This is a genomic window from Micromonospora sp. NPDC047730, assembly GCF_043204765.1.
Taxonomy (GTDB): Bacteria; Actinomycetota; Actinomycetes; order Mycobacteriales; family Micromonosporaceae; genus Micromonospora.
Genome location: NZ_JBIDCU010000001.1, coordinates 194,888 through 210,002 on the forward strand (window position 1 = coordinate 194,888; position 15,115 = coordinate 210,002).

General features: G+C 74.4%; 18 protein-coding genes and 1 tRNA gene. 14 read left to right on the forward strand and 5 right to left on the reverse strand.

Annotated features, from left to right (window positions below; translation table 11 throughout):
* Positions 1-76 precede the first annotated feature (76 nt).
* On the reverse strand, positions 77-1,285 hold the full coding sequence (locus ACGF5G_RS00845) for an amino acid deaminase/aldolase (RefSeq protein ID WP_393257577.1): 1,209 nt from the start codon (positions 1,283-1,285) through the stop codon (positions 77-79).
* Between the two features lie 299 nt (positions 1,286-1,584).
* Here ACGF5G_RS00845 and tmk point away from each other — a divergent pair, with 299 nt between their 5' ends.
* From tmk to ACGF5G_RS00875, 6 genes are all read left to right on the forward strand, one after another.
* Positions 1,585-3,684, forward strand: coding sequence for a dTMP kinase (gene tmk, locus ACGF5G_RS00850; RefSeq protein WP_393259170.1), 2,100 nt, complete (start codon positions 1,585-1,587; stop codon positions 3,682-3,684).
* Positions 3,684-4,973: a DNA polymerase III subunit delta' gene (locus tag ACGF5G_RS00855; protein ID WP_393257579.1), complete on the forward strand. Its 1,290-nt coding sequence runs from the start codon at positions 3,684-3,686 to the stop codon at positions 4,971-4,973. Before tmk ends, ACGF5G_RS00855 begins: the two co-directional genes overlap by 1 nt.
* Before the next feature lie 145 nt (positions 4,974-5,118).
* Entirely contained in the window at positions 5,119-5,448 is a 330-nt protein-coding gene (locus ACGF5G_RS00860) for a YbaB/EbfC family nucleoid-associated protein (protein ID WP_393257582.1), read from the forward strand.
* A 1-nt stretch (position 5,449) separates the two neighbouring features.
* Positions 5,450-5,755, forward strand: a complete 306-nt coding sequence (locus ACGF5G_RS00865; RefSeq protein WP_393257584.1) for a hypothetical protein — start codon at positions 5,450-5,452, stop codon at positions 5,753-5,755.
* The gene (locus ACGF5G_RS00870; RefSeq protein ID WP_393257586.1) at positions 5,755-6,441 is read left to right on the forward strand and encodes a hypothetical protein; all 687 of its coding nucleotides are present in this window, start codon (positions 5,755-5,757) and stop codon (positions 6,439-6,441) included. Before ACGF5G_RS00865 ends, ACGF5G_RS00870 begins: the two co-directional genes overlap by 1 nt.
* 336 nt (positions 6,442-6,777) lie before the next feature.
* A complete protein-coding gene (locus ACGF5G_RS00875) occupies positions 6,778-7,617 on the forward strand; it encodes a stage 0 sporulation family protein (RefSeq protein WP_393257589.1) in 840 nt (279 codons plus the stop codon).
* Between the two features lie 151 nt (positions 7,618-7,768).
* On the opposite strand, the gene ACGF5G_RS00880 is transcribed toward ACGF5G_RS00875, so the two are convergent.
* Positions 7,769-9,526 carry a metallophosphoesterase family protein gene (locus ACGF5G_RS00880; protein WP_393257591.1) on the reverse strand — a complete coding sequence of 586 codons (1,758 nt, stop codon included), beginning with the start codon at positions 9,524-9,526 and terminating at the stop codon, positions 7,769-7,771.
* 139 nt (positions 9,527-9,665) lie between these two features.
* On the opposite strand from ACGF5G_RS00880, the gene ACGF5G_RS00885 reads away from it, so the two are divergent.
* Positions 9,666-9,739 (forward strand) — tRNA-Thr (locus ACGF5G_RS00885).
* A 95-nt stretch (positions 9,740-9,834) separates the two neighbouring features.
* Here the strand turns inward: ACGF5G_RS00885 and ACGF5G_RS00890 are convergent.
* Both ACGF5G_RS00890 and ACGF5G_RS00895 read right to left on the reverse strand, forming a co-directional pair.
* Positions 9,835-10,053, reverse strand: a complete 219-nt coding sequence (locus tag ACGF5G_RS00890; protein WP_393257593.1) for a hypothetical protein — start codon at positions 10,051-10,053, stop codon at positions 9,835-9,837.
* Positions 10,054-10,324: 271 nt separating this feature from the next.
* Positions 10,325-10,561 carry a winged helix-turn-helix domain-containing protein gene (locus ACGF5G_RS00895; RefSeq protein ID WP_393257595.1) on the reverse strand — a complete coding sequence of 79 codons (237 nt, stop codon included), beginning with the start codon at positions 10,559-10,561 and terminating at the stop codon, positions 10,325-10,327.
* A 133-nt stretch (positions 10,562-10,694) separates the two neighbouring features.
* Between ACGF5G_RS00895 and ACGF5G_RS00900 the strand changes: the two genes are divergently transcribed.
* Genes ACGF5G_RS00900 through ACGF5G_RS00910 form a run of 3 tightly spaced genes read left to right on the forward strand, consistent with a single transcriptional unit; the run spans position 10,695 to position 11,678 of the window.
* Positions 10,695-10,874, forward strand: coding sequence for a hypothetical protein (locus ACGF5G_RS00900; RefSeq protein WP_393257598.1), 180 nt, complete (start codon positions 10,695-10,697; stop codon positions 10,872-10,874).
* A complete protein-coding gene (locus ACGF5G_RS00905; RefSeq protein WP_393257600.1) occupies positions 10,871-11,212 on the forward strand; it encodes a hypothetical protein in 342 nt (113 codons plus the stop codon). The genes ACGF5G_RS00900 and ACGF5G_RS00905 overlap by 4 nt, the downstream gene beginning before the upstream one ends.
* A gap of 34 nt (positions 11,213-11,246) precedes the next feature.
* The gene (locus ACGF5G_RS00910) at positions 11,247-11,678 is read left to right on the forward strand and encodes a hypothetical protein (protein ID WP_393257602.1); all 432 of its coding nucleotides are present in this window, start codon (positions 11,247-11,249) and stop codon (positions 11,676-11,678) included.
* Between the two features lie 53 nt (positions 11,679-11,731).
* On the opposite strand, the gene ACGF5G_RS00915 is transcribed toward ACGF5G_RS00910, so the two are convergent.
* Positions 11,732-12,397: a hypothetical protein gene (locus tag ACGF5G_RS00915; protein WP_393257605.1), complete on the reverse strand. Its 666-nt coding sequence runs from the start codon at positions 12,395-12,397 to the stop codon at positions 11,732-11,734.
* A 134-nt stretch (positions 12,398-12,531) separates the two neighbouring features.
* Here ACGF5G_RS00915 and ACGF5G_RS00920 point away from each other — a divergent pair, with 134 nt between their 5' ends.
* From ACGF5G_RS00920 to ACGF5G_RS00935, 4 genes are all read left to right on the forward strand, one after another.
* Positions 12,532-12,825, forward strand: a complete 294-nt coding sequence (locus tag ACGF5G_RS00920; protein WP_393257607.1) for a hypothetical protein — start codon at positions 12,532-12,534, stop codon at positions 12,823-12,825.
* 99 nt (positions 12,826-12,924) lie between these two features.
* A complete protein-coding gene (locus ACGF5G_RS00925; RefSeq protein WP_393257610.1) occupies positions 12,925-13,182 on the forward strand; it encodes a hypothetical protein in 258 nt (85 codons plus the stop codon).
* Positions 13,179-13,769, forward strand: a complete 591-nt coding sequence (locus tag ACGF5G_RS00930; protein ID WP_393257612.1) for a helix-turn-helix domain-containing protein — start codon at positions 13,179-13,181, stop codon at positions 13,767-13,769. The genes ACGF5G_RS00925 and ACGF5G_RS00930 overlap by 4 nt, the downstream gene beginning before the upstream one ends.
* The gene (locus ACGF5G_RS00935; RefSeq protein WP_393257614.1) at positions 13,766-15,070 is read left to right on the forward strand and encodes a hypothetical protein; all 1,305 of its coding nucleotides are present in this window, start codon (positions 13,766-13,768) and stop codon (positions 15,068-15,070) included. Before ACGF5G_RS00930 ends, ACGF5G_RS00935 begins: the two co-directional genes overlap by 4 nt.
* Positions 15,071-15,115: the final 45 nt, after the last annotated feature.

Sequence of the window (15,115 nt, forward strand, 5' to 3'; positions counted from 1 at the left end):
GCGGGGCACGACGGCCGGGGTGCGCCGGGCGGCGGAAAGCGGCAGGACGGCCCGGGGTGCGCCGGGTCGGTGAGTCTCAGAGGAAGGCGTGGCCCTCGCCCCGGTAGGTGGGCACGGTGGCCACGACCGCATCCCCCTCGACCAGGTGCAGCTCGTTGACGTGCTCGCACAGCTCGCCGGCCTTCGCGTGCCGGAACCAGACCCGGTCGCCGACCCGCAGGGTGGCGGCCGCCGCGCCGGCCAGCGGGGTCTGCACCTCGCCGGCCCCCTCGGTGCCGACCAGCTTCAGCCCGCCGGGCAGCCACGGGCGGGGCAGCCGGCTGTTCTCCGCCGGGCCGGAGGCGACCCAGCCGCCGCCGAGCACGGTGGCCAGGCCGGGCGCCGGGCGGCGGACCACCGCGCAGGCGAAGAACGCCGCCGGGGTGGGGCGCCAGGCGCGGTAGGCGTCGAACAGCGTCGGCCCGTACAGGCCCGATCCCGCGGTGACCTCGGTGACCGCGGGATCGGCGCTGGTCGCGGCCACGCTGCCGGTGCCGCCGCCGTTGACGAACTCCAGGTCGGCGTGTTCGCGTACGGCGGCCACCGCTGCGGCCCGGCGGGCCAGCAACTCGCGGTACGACCCGCGCTGGGCCAGCCGGATCGCGGAGCCGAGCACCGCCCGCCCGGGCGGCGCGTCCCCGAGGCCGGCGATCTGCGCCTCGTACGACATCAGCCCGACGAGCCGGAAGCCGGCGCGGCCCGCGACGGTGGCGGCGAGCGCGCCGGCCGCCCGGGCGCTGTGCACCGGCGAGCGGCGCACCCCGATGTGCACCCGCCCGCCCAGCGGTCGCCAGGAGGCGTCCAGGTCGAGGCAGACCCGCAGCTCGGGACGCCCGCCGGGGGCGCGCACGGCGTCGACGAGGTCGAGTTGGTCGGTGCCGTCGACCATCAGCGTGACGGCGGCGGCGAGCGCCGGGTCGGCGGCGAGCTCGGCGAGCGCTCGCCGGTCGACGGTGGGGTACGCCACCAGCGCGTCGTCGGTCACGCCGGCGCGGACCAGCCAGATCGCCTCGGGCAGGGTGAAGGCCATCACGCCGTGCCAGCCCGGCCGTCCCAGCGCCCGGCCGATCAGCTCCCGGGCGCGGACCGACTTGCTGGCGACACGGACCGGCTTGCCACCGGCGCGGCCGGCCAGCGAGTCGGCGTTGTCGTCGAAGGTGGCGAGGTCGACCACGGCGTACGGCGGGTCGAGGTGTGCGGTCGCCCGGTCGAGCCGCTCACGGAGTCTGTCGCTTTCGGTGGCCACGTCTGCACGCTAACTGTCTGGGAGTGAATATGAAATACCCTCGCGTCTGTCCGGGCTGACGGCGGTGGCCGCGGCGGCCTAGGCTCGGCGAGCAGGAGAATGTCGCGGCGGGGAAGGTCCCCCACCGGGTCTAGAGTGTTCCACCGGGACTGCCCAGCGATGGGCCGGCACGTGGAGGTACGGCCATCGAAAGCCAGTTCAACGGCGAGTCGCCCGGCGTGTCGCCGTCATCGAACAAGCCCGGCGGCACCGCCGACCAGCCCGTTGCCGACCTGTCCGGCTACGCCGGCATCCGGTCGGTGCTGCGGATCACGCCGTTCCGCCGGCTCTGGATCGTGCTCGGCGCGGCGTCGTTCGGCGACTGGTTCGGCCTGCTCGCCACGTCGGTCTTCGCCGCCTCCCAGGTCGAGGGGAGCACCGCCCAGGGCGCCGCGTTCGGTGGCGTCATCGCCATCCGGCTGCTGCCGGCGCTGGTGCTCGGCCCGGTTGCCGGCGTGCTGGCCGACCGCTTCGACCGGCGCTGGACGATGGTCATCTGCGACATCCTGCGGTTCCTGCTCTTCGCCTCGATCCCGCTGGCCGCGCTGCTCGGCGCCCCCGGCGGGGCGGTGGTCGCCTGGGCGGCGATCGCCACCTTCCTGATCGAGTCGCTCACGCTGCTGTGGATCCCGGCCAAGGAGGCCGCGGTCCCCAACCTGATCCCGCGCGCCCGGTTGGAGGCCGCCAACCAGCTCACGCTGATCACCACGTACGGCCTCACGCCGGTCCTCGCCGCGCTGATCCTCGCCGCGCTCGACGGCATCGTGCGGGCGGCCACCGGGGGCTCGACGCCCAACTGGGCGGAGCCGGCCGATCTGGCGCTCTGGTTCAACGCGTTCTCCCGGCTGGCCACCGCGCTGGTGGTGGCGTACGGCATCAAGGAGATCAGCCAGGGGCAGGCCGCGGAGCGGAGCGGCGCGGAGCAGGGCATGCTGCGCCAGTTCAAGGAGGGCTGGCGCTACATCGGCCAGACCCCGCTGGTCCGCGGCCTGGTGCTCGGCATCTTCGGCGCGTTCGCCGGCGGCGGCATCGTGATCGGCACCGCCAAGTTCTTCGCCACCTCGCTCGGCGCCGGCGACGCCGCCTTCTACCTGCTCTTCGGAGCCATCTTCATCGGCCTCGCGCTCGGCATCGGGCTCGGCCCGATGATCGTCAAGGACATGTCCCGGCGGCGCTGGTTCGGCATGAGCATCGTGCTGGCCAGCGCGTCGGTGATGGCCCTGGCCTTCGCCATCCACCTGTCCATGGCGATGGTCGGCGCGGTCCTGGTCGGCGCGGGCGCCGGGATGGCGTTCCTCTCCGGCACCACCCTGCTCGGCGGGGAGATCGCCGACGAGGTGCGGGGCCGGGTCTTCGCGGTGGTGCAGATCGGCACCCGGCTGGTGCTGATCCTCGCGATCGGCCTCAGCAGCCTGCTCGCCGGCGTCGGCGGCTCGCGCCGGCTGGAACTGGCCGACCTGGGCGTCTCGATCTCGTCCACCCGACTGCTGCTGCTCGCCGCCGGTGCCGCCGGCATCTTCGCCGGGATCAGCGCGTTCGGGCAGATGGACGACAAGAAGGGCGTCCCCGTCCTGGCCGACCTCTGGGGCTCCGTCCGGGGTCGCCCGCTGATGCCCGCCGAATCGTTCGTCTCCGCCGGCCTCTTCGTGGTCTTCGAGGGCGGCGAGGGCGCCGGCAAGTCCACCCAGCTCGCCGCGCTCGCCGAGCGGCTGGGCGGGCAGGGGCGCGACGTGGTGGTCACCCGCGAGCCGGGCGCCACCGCCGTCGGCGAGCGGATCCGGTCGCTGCTGCTCGGCGCGCCCGGGTCCGACGTACCGTCGCCGCGCGCCGAGGCGCTGCTCTACGCCGCCGACCGGGCGCACCACGTGGCCACCGTCGTCCGGCCGGCGCTCGTCCGCGGCGCGGTGGTGATCAGCGACCGGTACGTCGACTCGTCCCTGGCGTACCAGGGGGCGGGGCGGACGCTCCCCGTCGACGAGGTCTCCTGGCTGTCCTCCTGGGCCACCGGCGGGCTCAAGCCCGACCTCGTGGTGCTGCTCGACGTCGACCCGCACACCGGCCTGTCCCGGGTGGCGTCCCGCGCCGAGGCGGCCGACCACGTGGAGGCCGAGTCGGTCGCCTTCCACGAGCGGGTCCGGTACGCCTTCCTCGACCTCGCCGCCGCCGACCCGAAGCGCTACCTGGTGCTCGACGCGTCCCGCCCGGTCGAGGAGATCGCCGAGCAGGTGGCCCGGCGGGTCGAGGAGATGCTGGGCGCCCCCGGCGGCATCGTGCACCCGCGCCCCGCCCAGGGGCCGGACACCTCGGTGCAGCCGGAGTTATCCGAATCGGAGCTGGTGACGATGGAGCATCGGACCTGATGCCGGACGTCTTCGCCGACCTGGTCGGGCAGGACGAGGCGGTCGACACGCTGCGCCGCGCCGCCGCCTCGGCGGCGGCCGTGCTGCGCGCCGCCGTCGTCCCGCCCACGACCGCCGCCGCCGGGGACGAGTTCGACGCGCTCGCCGAGGAGGCCGAGGGCACGGGTGCCGGGGGCGCGGGGGCGGGTGCCGCCGTCGATCCCGGGGCGGGGATGACGCACGCCTGGATCTTCACCGGGCCGCCCGGGTCGGGCCGGTCGGTGGCGGCCCGGGCCTTCGCCGCCGCCCTGCAGTGCGCGTACGGCACCGGCTGCGGCCAGTGCCCCGGCTGCCACACCACCATGGCCGGCACGCACGCCGACGTCCGGCTGGTGGTGCCGGAGGGGCTCTCCATCGGCGTCAACGAGATGCGGGCGCTGGTGCTGCGCGCCGCCAGCACCCCGTCGGGCGGGCGGTGGCAGGTGGTGATCATCGAGGACGCGGACCGGCTCACGGAGGCCGCCGGCAACGCGCTGCTCAAGGCCATCGAGGAGCCACCGCCGCGTACGGTCTTCCTGCTCTGTGCCCCGTCCACCCACCCGGACGACATCTCGGTGACCATCCGGTCGCGCTGTCGGGTCGTACCGCTGCGGCAGCCGGCGGCCGAGGCGGTGGCCGAGGTGTTGGCCCGCCGGGACGGCGTGGCGCCCGACGTGGCGCAGTGGGCGGCGGCGGCCGCGCAGGGGCACGTGGGCCGGGCCCGCCGCCTGGCCCGCGACCCGGAGGCGCGCACCCGCCGGGAGGCGGTGCTCGCGGTGCCGCGCCGGCTGACCGGCGTGGGGGCCGCGTTCGACGCGGCGTCGGCGCTCATCGAGGCGGCGGAGGCGGAGGCGGCGGCGTCGGTGGCGGAGACCGACGCGACCGAGCGGGCGGCGCTGGAGACGGCACTCGGTGCCGGCGGCACCGGGCGGGGCGCGGCCGGCGCGATCCGGGGCGCCGCCGGCCAGCTCAAGGACCTGGAGAAGCGGCAGAAGTCGCGGGCCACCCGGGCGCAGCGGGACGCGCTCGACCGCGCCCTGGTCGACCTGGCCGGCTTCTACCGGGACGCGCTCACCATGGCGCTGCGCGCCCCCGTGGCGCCGGTGCACACCGACACCGCCGCGCTGGCCGGGGCGGGCGCGCAGAAGTGGGACGCCGAGGGGGCGCTGCGCCGCCTGGAGGCGGTGCTGGAGTGCCGGGCGGCGATCGAGGCGAACGTCAAGCCCCGGATCGCCGTCGAGGCGATGATGCTCGCGCTCTGGAAGGGCTGACCCGCCCCGTTCCGAGCGGGCCGGATTCCGCCGGCCGCGTCGGTTGTCCACAGGCATCGACAGCCGCAATTGCTGTGCGGTACGGTCCGGTGTGCCGTGACGGTGGCGGCACGCTCAGTGATGGCTGTCCGGGAGGAGTCCGCCGATGTCGCGGGGGGAGATCGACGAGGCCTGGATCGAGGAGGCGGTGCGGCGTTACCGCCGGATCGAGTCCCTCCAGGCCGAGTTCGAACGGGCGGTGGCGACCGTCGAGGTCACCGTCCGGTCGCCCGACGGGCTGGTCGAGGTGGTGGTCACCGCCGGCGGGCGGATCACCGACGTCCGGTTCCTCGGCCCGCTGCACACCCGCAGCCCCCGGGACGTCGCCGGCTCGGTGCAGGCCGCGGTCACCGCGGCGGCGGATGCCGCCCAGTGGGCCCGGGAGAAGCTGCACAACGAGACCTTCGCCGCCTACCGTCCGCTGGCGGGAGCCTGACATGGACACCCTGCACGCCCTCGCCGCCCGGCTCGACCAGGCGAGCGAGACCATGACGGCCGTGTCCCGCACGGTCACCGCCGGCGACCCGCCGCAGGCCGCGTTCGGCGTCGACGCCCCCGGCCGGCCCGGCGAGATCGGGCGGGCCCTGCACCGGCAGTGGATCGCGGCCACCGGCGACCGGGCCCGGGAGGCGCACGCCGTGGCGCAGCGGCTGGCGGCCGCGGCGGCGGCGGTGCGGGCCGCCGCCGACCACTACGCCGACGCCGACCGCGCCGCCCGCCACCGGCTGACCGGGGAGGCGTGATGGACACGCTGGACCGGCTCGCCGAGCCCGGGCTCGACCTGCTGGGCCGGGTCGACACGCTGCTCGCCGCCGGGGCGCCCGAGGGCCACCGCGTCTGGCCGCTGCTGCGCCGCATGCAGGTGCTCCCCGGCGAGGCGGTCCGGAACTTCCTCGACCTGCACCCGGCGCCGCTGGCGGGCGCCGGCCACGCGGCGCGCCGGCTCGTCCGGGGCTACGACGCCGCCTCCGCCGCGCTGGCCGATCCGGTGCTCTGGTCCGGTCCGGCAGCGTCGGCCTACGGGCAGTCCCGGGCGGCCCTGCTGCGCCATCTCGACGAGGGGCCGGAGAGCCTGGTCGGGCGGCTGGAGTCGACCGCCGGTTACGCCGACGCGCTCGCCGACTGGGTGGAGGGCAGCCGGCTGGCGCTGGCCCGGGCGCTGGCCGACGTGCTGCGCTCCGCCGAGGCGGTGGCCGTGGTCGCGGCGACCTCGGTGCCGGGCGGCGGACCGGTGCACCAGGGGCCGGCCGGGCCGGGCGGGACCGAGGCCGCCGAGATCGCCGCGCGGGTGTTGGCGGTGCTCTGCGTCGCGTACGACGGGGCGGAGACGCTGCTGCGCCAGTGGGGGCCGAGCCTGGCCGAGTCCCGCTGGTGGGAGCCGGTGACCGACCGTCCCCGCTACGACGCCCCCACCCGGGTCGGCTGGTAGTTCCCGACCGCCCCCGTCCGGGTGGCGCGCCCGGCGTTTCCGTGACGGACCCCGGCACGGCGCACGGCGTCGCGCCCAGGGCCCGGTCCGCCGGGCTCCGGCGGCGACGCCGTGGCCTTTCCCCCTGCACCCCCCGCAGGTCTGCCTCCACTCAACGCCTCCGGTGCTCGTTTGTCCCGTACGGGGCAGCGGAATCAACCGTCCGGGCGAGGGGGGACGGCACGACGGGGTGGCCTGCGGATCGGTCGATTCGACCACTGTGGATCGCTGCACGGCGTAGTCGGGCGGCGACGGCCGGCCCGGCCGCAGCCGCTCGGCCGTCGTAGGGTGAAGGGCATGGGCATGCTCTGCGCGGTCAGCTTCCAGCGGTACGGGCGCCTCTACTACCTCGACCCGGGCGAGCTGCGCCCGCAGGTCGGCGACAAGGTGCTGGTGCCGACCGACGACGGGCCCGAGGTGGCCGAGTGTGTCTGGGCCGCGCAGTGGGTCTCCGAGGACACGGCGGGCTTCCCCCGGCTGGCCGGGCTGGCGCAGGACGAGGACCTGCGCCGCGACGAGGCGGTGCGCCGGCGCAAGGCCGAGGCGAAGGTCGCGGCGAAGCGGCTGATCCGGGAGCACGGCCTGCCGATGAAGGTGGTGGCGGTCGACCACGTGCTCGGCTCCGGCGAGGGGAGCGGCGAGCGGAGCACCATCTACTTCACCGCCCCGCACCGGGTGGACTTCCGCTCGCTGGTCCGCGACCTGGGGGCCACCCTGCACTGCCGGGTCGAGCTGCGCCAGCTCTCCGCCCGGGACTCGGCGCGGGTGCAGGGCGGCATCGGCTCCTGCGGCCGCGACCTCTGCTGCGCCACCTTCCTCACCGACTTCGAGCCGGTGACCATCCGGATGGCCAAGGAGCAGGACCTGCCGCTCAACCCGCTGCGCATCTCCGGCGCGTGCGGTCGGCTGATGTGCTGCCTCAAGTACGAGCATCCTCTTTACCAGCGGTTCCAGGAATCCGCCCCGGCGATCGGCGCGCGGGTGTCGACGCCGGAGGGCGACGGCCGGGTGGTCGGCCACAGCGTCCCGCGCGACTCCGTCACGGTCCGCCTGGACGCCGACGGCTCCCGCTGCTCCTGCTCCCGCGCCTCGGTCTGCGGCCCCCGCCAGGCCCACGACCAGCACTACAACCCCTAACCCCCGCCCCGCCCCCCGCCCCCGCCCCCTCTCCCCATGCGCCCCGCTCGGTTGATCATGAAGTTGTTGCCGCCCCAGCGGCGTGTCGCGGCAACAACTTCATGATCAACGAGGCCGGCGGCCGGCGGCGTGGGTCGCCCGGGTGGGGTGGTCAGGTGAGGGTGGTGGGGGGTTCGGCCAGGCGGGGGCGGAGGGGGTGCTTCGGCGCCAGCCAGGAGGACTCGGGGGACTGGTCGGGGTTGACCTGCCAGTGGCGGGCGACGCGGTCGACCGCGATCGGATAGATCGTCAGCGTGCCGTCGGGGTCGATGCGCAGCCGCAGGAACGCCTTCGCGTCCTCGATGCCCTGGCCGGCGAAGAGCTCGTTGACGTTCACCCCGAACGCGCCCGCCACCAGCAGGTACGCGGCCACGAGCTGGCTCGCCACCAGCCCGATCACCGGGCCGTAGACCACCGCCGCGGCGACGGCCGGCAGCGGCCACGGCCAGTCGTAGAGAGGCAGGGCCAGCCAGGCCCAGGTGCCGGCTGCGGCGAGCCCGACGTGGGCCAGGCCGTGACCCACGCCGAGGATCCAGTGCCGCGCGTGCCGCTTCCCGCCCGAGCTGGGCGGCTTGGCGAAGAACGCCGCGGCGAGCACCGTGACGACCAGCATCGCCACCAGCGGCACGCTGAACAGTCGCTGCTCGGTGCCGGTCCGGTTGCTCACGACGCCGGCCATCGCCAGCATCAGCAGCGTGTGCAGGGTGCCGAGCAGGGTCGTGAAGCCCGGATTGCGCAGCGGCAGCCGGGGAAAGATCCCCCAGCCGTACCGCCGGGAGCGGGCGGGGTCCGGAAAGCGGCCGGCCAGGTCGTACGGGCGGGAGGTGCTGGCCCGCCGGGCGAGGGTGTCACGCGGGGGCACCTCGATCCGCTCCGGGAGCTTGTGCGTCGGGTAGAGGTACGCGCCCCCGCCGCCGCAGGTGATCAACTGCCGGTCCGGGCCGGCGTACCGGGCGTAGTGGTGCAGGTCGCCGGAGATCAGCAGCCGCACCTGCGCCCCGGTGGGCGCGATGATCGTGCGGATGAAGTAGTCGATCGAGTCGTACGCCGTGGGGTGGTCGACGGCCTTGACCCAGGTCGGCGCGGGCACGGTCAGGATCACCCGGCTCTGCGGGCCCAGCCGCTCGGCGACCTTGTCGAAGTAGGTGAGCTGCGGGTCGTCCAGGTACGAGCCGGACTGGTCGTCGAGGCCGAGCAGCCACCAGTCGGCGGGCAGCTCGACGGCGAAGTACGAGCGGGACTGGCCGGTGTCCCAGCCGCCGAAGTGCCGGTCCCGGGAGCGGACGAACAGCCGCAGGAAGGCGGTCAGCCCGTCGTACCAGTCGTGGTTGCCGGGGACCGCGAAGAGCGTCGGCCGCTCCGGCGGGCTGACAGGCAGGGCAGCCTGGTAGGGCCCCTTGCACCGGTCCTCGTACGCCTCGTACGCCGCCGACGGGTAGACCTGGTCGCCGCCCATCACCAGGGTCTGCGCCCGGGGCAGCCGGTGCCCGTCCACCTCCAGCTCGCGCTGGGCGATCAGGTAGGCCACCGAGTAGGTGGCGTTGAAGCCGTCGCCCAGGTCGGCCACGTAGTCCAGCCAGAGCCCGCCGTCCGGCCCGACCTGGCGGAAGATCCCGTCACCGAACGCGTTCTGCAGCTCCCGCTTGTCCAGGTACGCCCCGAAGAGCATCGCCAGCAGCGTACGGATGCCGGTGCTGATCAGCAGGAAGGGCGCGAGCCACGGCACCGGCTTGCGCGGGGTGAAGCCCAGCTCGTGCGGATCCGTGCTGCGCGGCCGGCGCGCCGCCCGCCCGCCGGCCGCCTCGCTCGCATGCGGGCTCGCCGCCGCGCCGTCCTGCGGGTCGTCGTCGGGGGAACGATCGTCCGTCACCCGCCGCAGCGTAGTCCGGACCCGCCGCCATCGCTGTCCGGGGAACGACGGATCGGCCCCGGATGTCCGGGTCGGGCGGGGCGGGTGGGGGATCCCGCTCGGCCGGGCGGCCGGTCGTGCCGTACACTTGACGATCGTTGCCGCCTTAGCTCAGTCGGCTAGAGCGACGCACTCGTAATGCGTAGGTCGACGGTTCGATTCCGTCAGGCGGCTCGGTAAGGGGAAGGCCCCCTGACCTCGGAAAACTCCGAGAGTCAGGGGGCCTTCGTCATGCCCGCACAAGATCAACAGTGTACGGAACCGTGTACCTAGACCATCGGCCCTCCGCCACCGACGCCGCCGAGGTCCTCCAGGACGTCGGAGTACACCTGCCAGTACACGGACCGGGTGTCGGGCGGCAGGGGGTCCTGCGGTACCTGGACGGCCTGGCGGGATCGAAGGGACTCGCGCCTCGCCACCCAACAGGCGGCGGCTGTGGCGGCGACGATGGTGCCGAGGATGAGCAGCGGGGAGGGATTGTGGCGCACGCGGGCTCCTTGTCTTAACGGAGACTTAACCGGAGCACTGATGAAACACCCGTGCGACCGGGCGGCGAAAGCCCTGCTCAGGTGAACTCAGGTAGCTGTCCCCAGTGGAGCAAGTCCCCGAGTGGCACGTGGAAGTTCCACGTGGTATAGACCACCCAGCGTGAGCGGACGGAGCGCCTGAACGGCAAGTTTGATCACGGAACGCGAATAGATCGGCACCGTTCCTCACGTCCTACCAAGCGTAGGTAGGACATCAGACTTTCTGATGGCGCTACGAGTTGCCTTCTTCGCGCTCTGCGACAAATACGCCCCTACCGATCACGCCGTATGTCAGCCCGCGTTCCCGTAACACGATGTGCGCCCGCTCGACCGTCGCCGTGGAAACCGAGTACAGCTCGGCGAGCGCGCGTGTGCTCGGCAGCTTTGTGCCGGGCGCGTATTCGCCACGAGTGATTCGTTCGGCGAGGTCAGCAGCGATCTGCTCGTAGGTGAGGAAGCGCGCGGGCATATGGGGATCTCCAGGGGTTGGGCCCGCGAATTACACCATGAGCGACAGAGGACATCAGCCGCGTCGTTGACCTCCCTAAGCACCCTAAGTACGGTGCGGATAGTGACCGTTTGGTGATCTTGAGTCATATGGGGTGATCGTTGTGGTGCCCGACTACCGGCACGCCAGTCCGCCGCCCATCGTCGACGGCGACCGCGTCAAGGCGCCGCCGCCGGAGCTGCCGCCCCCGACCACCCGCGCCGAGCGGTGGCCGATCCTCGCCTGCGCCGCGGTCGTCGCCCTGGCCGTGCTGCTCGGCCACCTGCTCCGGTGACCCCGGCCAGCCTGCGCCCCGGCACCGTGCTGCACATCGGCGGCGAGGCGTCCGTCCAGTTCGGCGGCGACCGCGCGCTACGGCTGCGCCTGGTGTCCGTCGACCCCCGCCCCACCTACCACGGGTGGGTGTGGCTCACCGGCTACGTCCTCGGCCCCGGCGGTGAGGCGACCGACAAGCGGGAGGTGTACGTGCAGCTGGATGGACTGCGCGTCCTGTCCGCGCCGCCGCCGGCCGCCGCCCCGGCGCGGGTCCGGCCAAGGGTCGCCCCGGTCCGCCCGCCCGCCGGCCCCCGACCGAAGGTCGAGCGGTCCTCGCAACTTGCGCGCCCCCGCTAGCGTTGGACAACGCAGCGTCAACCGGAGGTCACCGATGCGCGCGAATCCCCGTCAGATCGGCCTGGCCGTCGCCGTGGCCGTCGTCCTGGCCGTCATCGTCGGCATCCTGCTCGTCGACTCACCACCGGACCAGCAGCCGGCCGGCGGTCCGGCGGCCACCACCGCCCCGGCCAGCGAGCAGCCCACCAGCGCCCCGGCCACGTCGGCGCCGGCGTCTACCCGGCCGGCGGAGCTGACCGACGGCATCTACACGGTCGGCACCGAGGTGGCGGCCGGCACGTACGTGACGACGGCCGGCGACCACCCGTGCTATTGGGCGCGCCTGCGGTCGTTCGGCCGGTCGGACTCGATCATCGAGGACGACAACCTGGAGCCGGGCGAGTCCGCGACGGTGCGGGTGCAGTCGACGGACAAGGGCTTCAAGGTGTCGAACGGTTGCCGGTGGCGTGCCCAGGTGGCGCTGTAGCCCGACGGCAAGCGGCCCCGTCCCCTTCCGTGGGGCGGGGCCGCCTCGCTAGCTCACACGCTCGTCGTACGCCGCTCCTCACGCCACCGCACGCGGCTGGAGTGGTAGCCGATGTACACCTCCGACTGCTCGCCAATGCTGAGCCACGGGTCGGTGCGACCAGCCACCCAGTCGGCGATCCGCGCGGCCGCGTTCTCCAGCTTCCGGGCGCAGTTCTCCCGGGCGCTCGGCGGCCGGACCTGGCTGAGCCACTTCTGCGCGGCCTCGGCGAGGGCCGGGAACACCGTCAGGGTCTGGACCGCCTTGGCCTCCAGGTCGTGGTACCGCATGATCGCCTTCTCCCGGCGGGGGCCCGCCGGGATGTTGTCGGCGCACGCGCGGGCAGCGGCCAGGTAGGTGCCGTAGGCGTAGGTGGGCGCGTCGCGTACGGCGCGGTCCTCCCGGGCGCCGGGGGCGCCGGCCTTGGCGAGCAGCTCGTTGGCGGCCTGGCGGCTGATCCCGACGGCGGCGGCTGCGGCGTCGGTGGTGCCGTGCTGGTCGCGCAACTGCCGGAGGCTGATTGCGGCGGCCTCGCGGAGCCGGCCGTCCTGGAGTGCCTGGACGGTGCGGTAGCGGCGTACCGGGTCGTCGTCGGACAGCAGCACGCCGATGACGTGGTCGGTGCGCTCCTCCACGGTGGCGTCGGGCCGATAGGGGTCGAGTTCGTCGTCGAGTTCCATAGCGTGCCCTCGCGTTGTTGGCGGGTGGTACCTGTCACAGACAGCATGCACCCCGCCGGAGAGTTTGACAAGTAACGCTTGACGTATGGTGGGTCATTTGACAAGATGTGCTTGTCAACGAGAGAGGAACTGAGATGACCGGCCTGCCGCAGCTCACCGACCGCAACCCCGACGTCATCCGGCTCGCCGAGAACGACCGCGCGGTCATGCTCGACCGGATCGCCACCGAGATCACGGCGACCGCTGGTGACCAGCCGGCCGAGCTGGTCGCCGAGCTCATCTCCATGTACCGCGAGGTCGCGCTGCGGCACACGGACGCAGGCTGGTGGCTCAACAACTCCTCGCGCCACCTCGGCCGCATCATCGCCCGGGAGATGACCGACGAGGACCGGGCGCGGCTCGCGCAGCTCGGCAGCCGGCGACGCTGATCCCCTCCCCCTGACGCACAACGCCCGACAACAGGTCGGGCCCGGACGCGGAGACTGCAACTCCGGCCGGGCCCTTGATCAGGAAGCGAGTCCTGACCCGTGAGCACTCTACCGTTCACCCTGCCCACCTGCGACCAGCCGGCCGTCGACCGCATCGAGGTCTACAGCGGCCCCGACAGCGCCGACGCCTCCCTCGACGCCTCGATCTACGCCTGCCCCAAGCACACCGTCGACGTCGAGCTGACCGTCGTGGCCGCCGGCCTCGCCCCGCGCCCCGTGCCGATGGCGCCGGACATCACCCGGCCCTGCGGGCACGTCCACGTCTTCCCGACCGGCGCGTTCGGCGGTGCCCGGTGAGCCAGCCCGTCAAGGCCGCCCTGCTGGCGACCAAGGATCTGCGCGGCACAGACCGCCTGGTCGTGCTCGCCATCGCCGCCCACGCCGACCGTTCCGGCGACGCCTGGCCGTCGGTGGCCACCATCGCCGACTACGTGGGCGTGTCCGAGCGGACCGTGCAGCGGTCCCTCGCCCGGCTCGTCCAGGCCGGCCGGCTCGTCGTCCGGCAGGTCGCCGGGATCGTCACCCGCGTCTACCGACTCGTGGTCGACGGGGTGTCATCCGCGATCAAGGGGGTGACATCCGGAGCGGCCGGGGCGACAGATCAGGCCCCAGGGGGTGACAGCCAAGGCGCGTCACCCGAAGTCGAAGATCCTCAGAAGTTGAAGGGCCGCGCTGCCGCGCGGAACTGGCGTCGCTTCGTCCCGAAGAACAAGGCGGGTGCCGACCCGGTCCGGCGTGGTGCCGCCCCGCCTCCGCCGCCGGGGGCCGACCAGTGCCCCCGTCACCGGGGCTCCCTCGCCCACAACTGCGGGCCCTGCCGGTCGGAGCGCTACGAGGCAGCCACCAGCCCGTACGCCCCTGCTCCCGCCGGAGGTGCCCGGTGAAGCTGATCAGCCGCCGCCAGCCCACCGCGGAAGAGATCGCCGCCGCCGCCCTCGCCGAGGACCAGCGCCGCCGCCTCGCCGACCAGTTCGCCCGGGACCAGGCCGCCGCCGACCGCGAAGAGCAGCGCCGCGCCGCCCGCGAACGCGCCCGCGCCGAGAAGCGCCGCCGCAAGGCGCAGGCCAAGGCCCGCGCCCGTCGCCGCGCCCGGGTCCGCGCCCTGCTCGGCACCGCCCGGACCGTCGGGCCGCTGCTGCTCGTCAACGCGGCCGCGGTCGGCGGGCAGCTCGCGTACGCCTACGACCAGACCCCGGCCGAGTGGCACCCCGTCGCCCGGGTCGCCGTCGCCGTCGGAGTCGCCGCGGCCGCCGAGTCGGTGGCGCTGTACGTCGGATGGCACGCCCACGACGCCCTGCTCGCCGGCGCCCGCACGACCGCCGCCCGGCTGCGGCGCGCTTCCTACGCGATCGCCCTGGTGATGGCGGCCGTCAACTACAGCCACTTCGCGGAGAGCTTGCTGGAGCCGACCGCGCTCGCGGTCATCCTCGGTGTGCTGTCGAGCCTGTCGCCGTGGCTGTGGGGGCTGCACACCCGCCGGCAGCAGCACGTCCAGCTGCTCCGCGAGGACCTGGTCGACGAGACCGGCGCGGCCTTCGACCCGGCCCGCCGCCGCGCGTTCCCGATCCGCAGCCTGCTGGCCCGGCGGTGGAGCATCGACCACCACGTACGCGACCCGCGCGCCGCGTGGGAGGGGTACCGGCAGCACCGGGCGACCCAGCGGGCCGCTGCGCCGACCGGCCGGATCCGGGCCGCGTGGGCCGCTCTTCGTGGTCGACCCACCGCCCCGACCCAGGCGACCCAGCCGGAGCCGACCGGCCTCGACCCGGACCTCATGCGCTGCGCCGAGGTTCGCGTCCAGATGGCACAGGCCCGGGAGCGGATCACCAGCGGGGCTGCCCGCGCGATGCTCGCCGACCGGGACCTGCCACGGTGGGCCGACGTTTCCCCTGGTGGGCTGTGGGACATGGTCGACGCGACCGACGAGCCGGCCCACCTGCGCCGCCCGGCCCGCCCCCGGGTCGACGCCGTCCTCACGGTGGGTCGGGCCGACCCAGCACCCGACCCGGGCCCCGACCCAGCTGGGCCGGTGGAGCAGGACGCGGAGGGCGACCGGCTCGCCGCGGCGTACAAGCGGCTCACCCGGGAGCTGGGCCGGGAGCCGTCGGGCCGGGTGCTGGGCCGGGCGGCGGGCGTCGGTAAGTCGACGGCCAACCGGTGGAAGCAGCGGCGGCGGGTGCCGTAGACGGAGCAGCGCCCCCACCCGGGGAGCTGGGCGGGGGCGCTGCGT

Excerpts from the sequence above, each read along its gene's own strand:
- ACGF5G_RS00860 (WP_393257582.1), top strand. The coding sequence starts at position 5,119 with ATGTCGCGGGGGGAGATCGACGAGGCCTGGATCGAGGAGGCGGTGCGG.
- ACGF5G_RS00920 (WP_393257607.1), top strand. The coding sequence starts at position 12,532 with ATGACCGGCCTGCCGCAGCTCACCGACCGCAACCCCGACGTCATCCGG.
- ACGF5G_RS00875 (WP_393257589.1), top strand. The coding sequence starts at position 6,778 with ATGGGCATGCTCTGCGCGGTCAGCTTCCAGCGGTACGGGCGCCTCTAC.
- ACGF5G_RS00895 (WP_393257595.1), bottom strand. The coding sequence starts at position 10,561 with ATGCCCGCGCGCTTCCTCACCTACGAGCAGATCGCTGCTGACCTCGCC.
- ACGF5G_RS00855 (WP_393257579.1), top strand. The coding sequence starts at position 3,684 with ATGCCGGACGTCTTCGCCGACCTGGTCGGGCAGGACGAGGCGGTCGAC.
- ACGF5G_RS00865 (WP_393257584.1), top strand. The coding sequence starts at position 5,450 with ATGGACACCCTGCACGCCCTCGCCGCCCGGCTCGACCAGGCGAGCGAG.
- ACGF5G_RS00870 (WP_393257586.1), top strand. The coding sequence starts at position 5,755 with ATGGACACGCTGGACCGGCTCGCCGAGCCCGGGCTCGACCTGCTGGGC.
- ACGF5G_RS00910 (WP_393257602.1), top strand. The coding sequence starts at position 11,247 with ATGCGCGCGAATCCCCGTCAGATCGGCCTGGCCGTCGCCGTGGCCGTC.
- ACGF5G_RS00915 (WP_393257605.1), bottom strand. The coding sequence starts at position 12,397 with ATGGAACTCGACGACGAACTCGACCCCTATCGGCCCGACGCCACCGTG.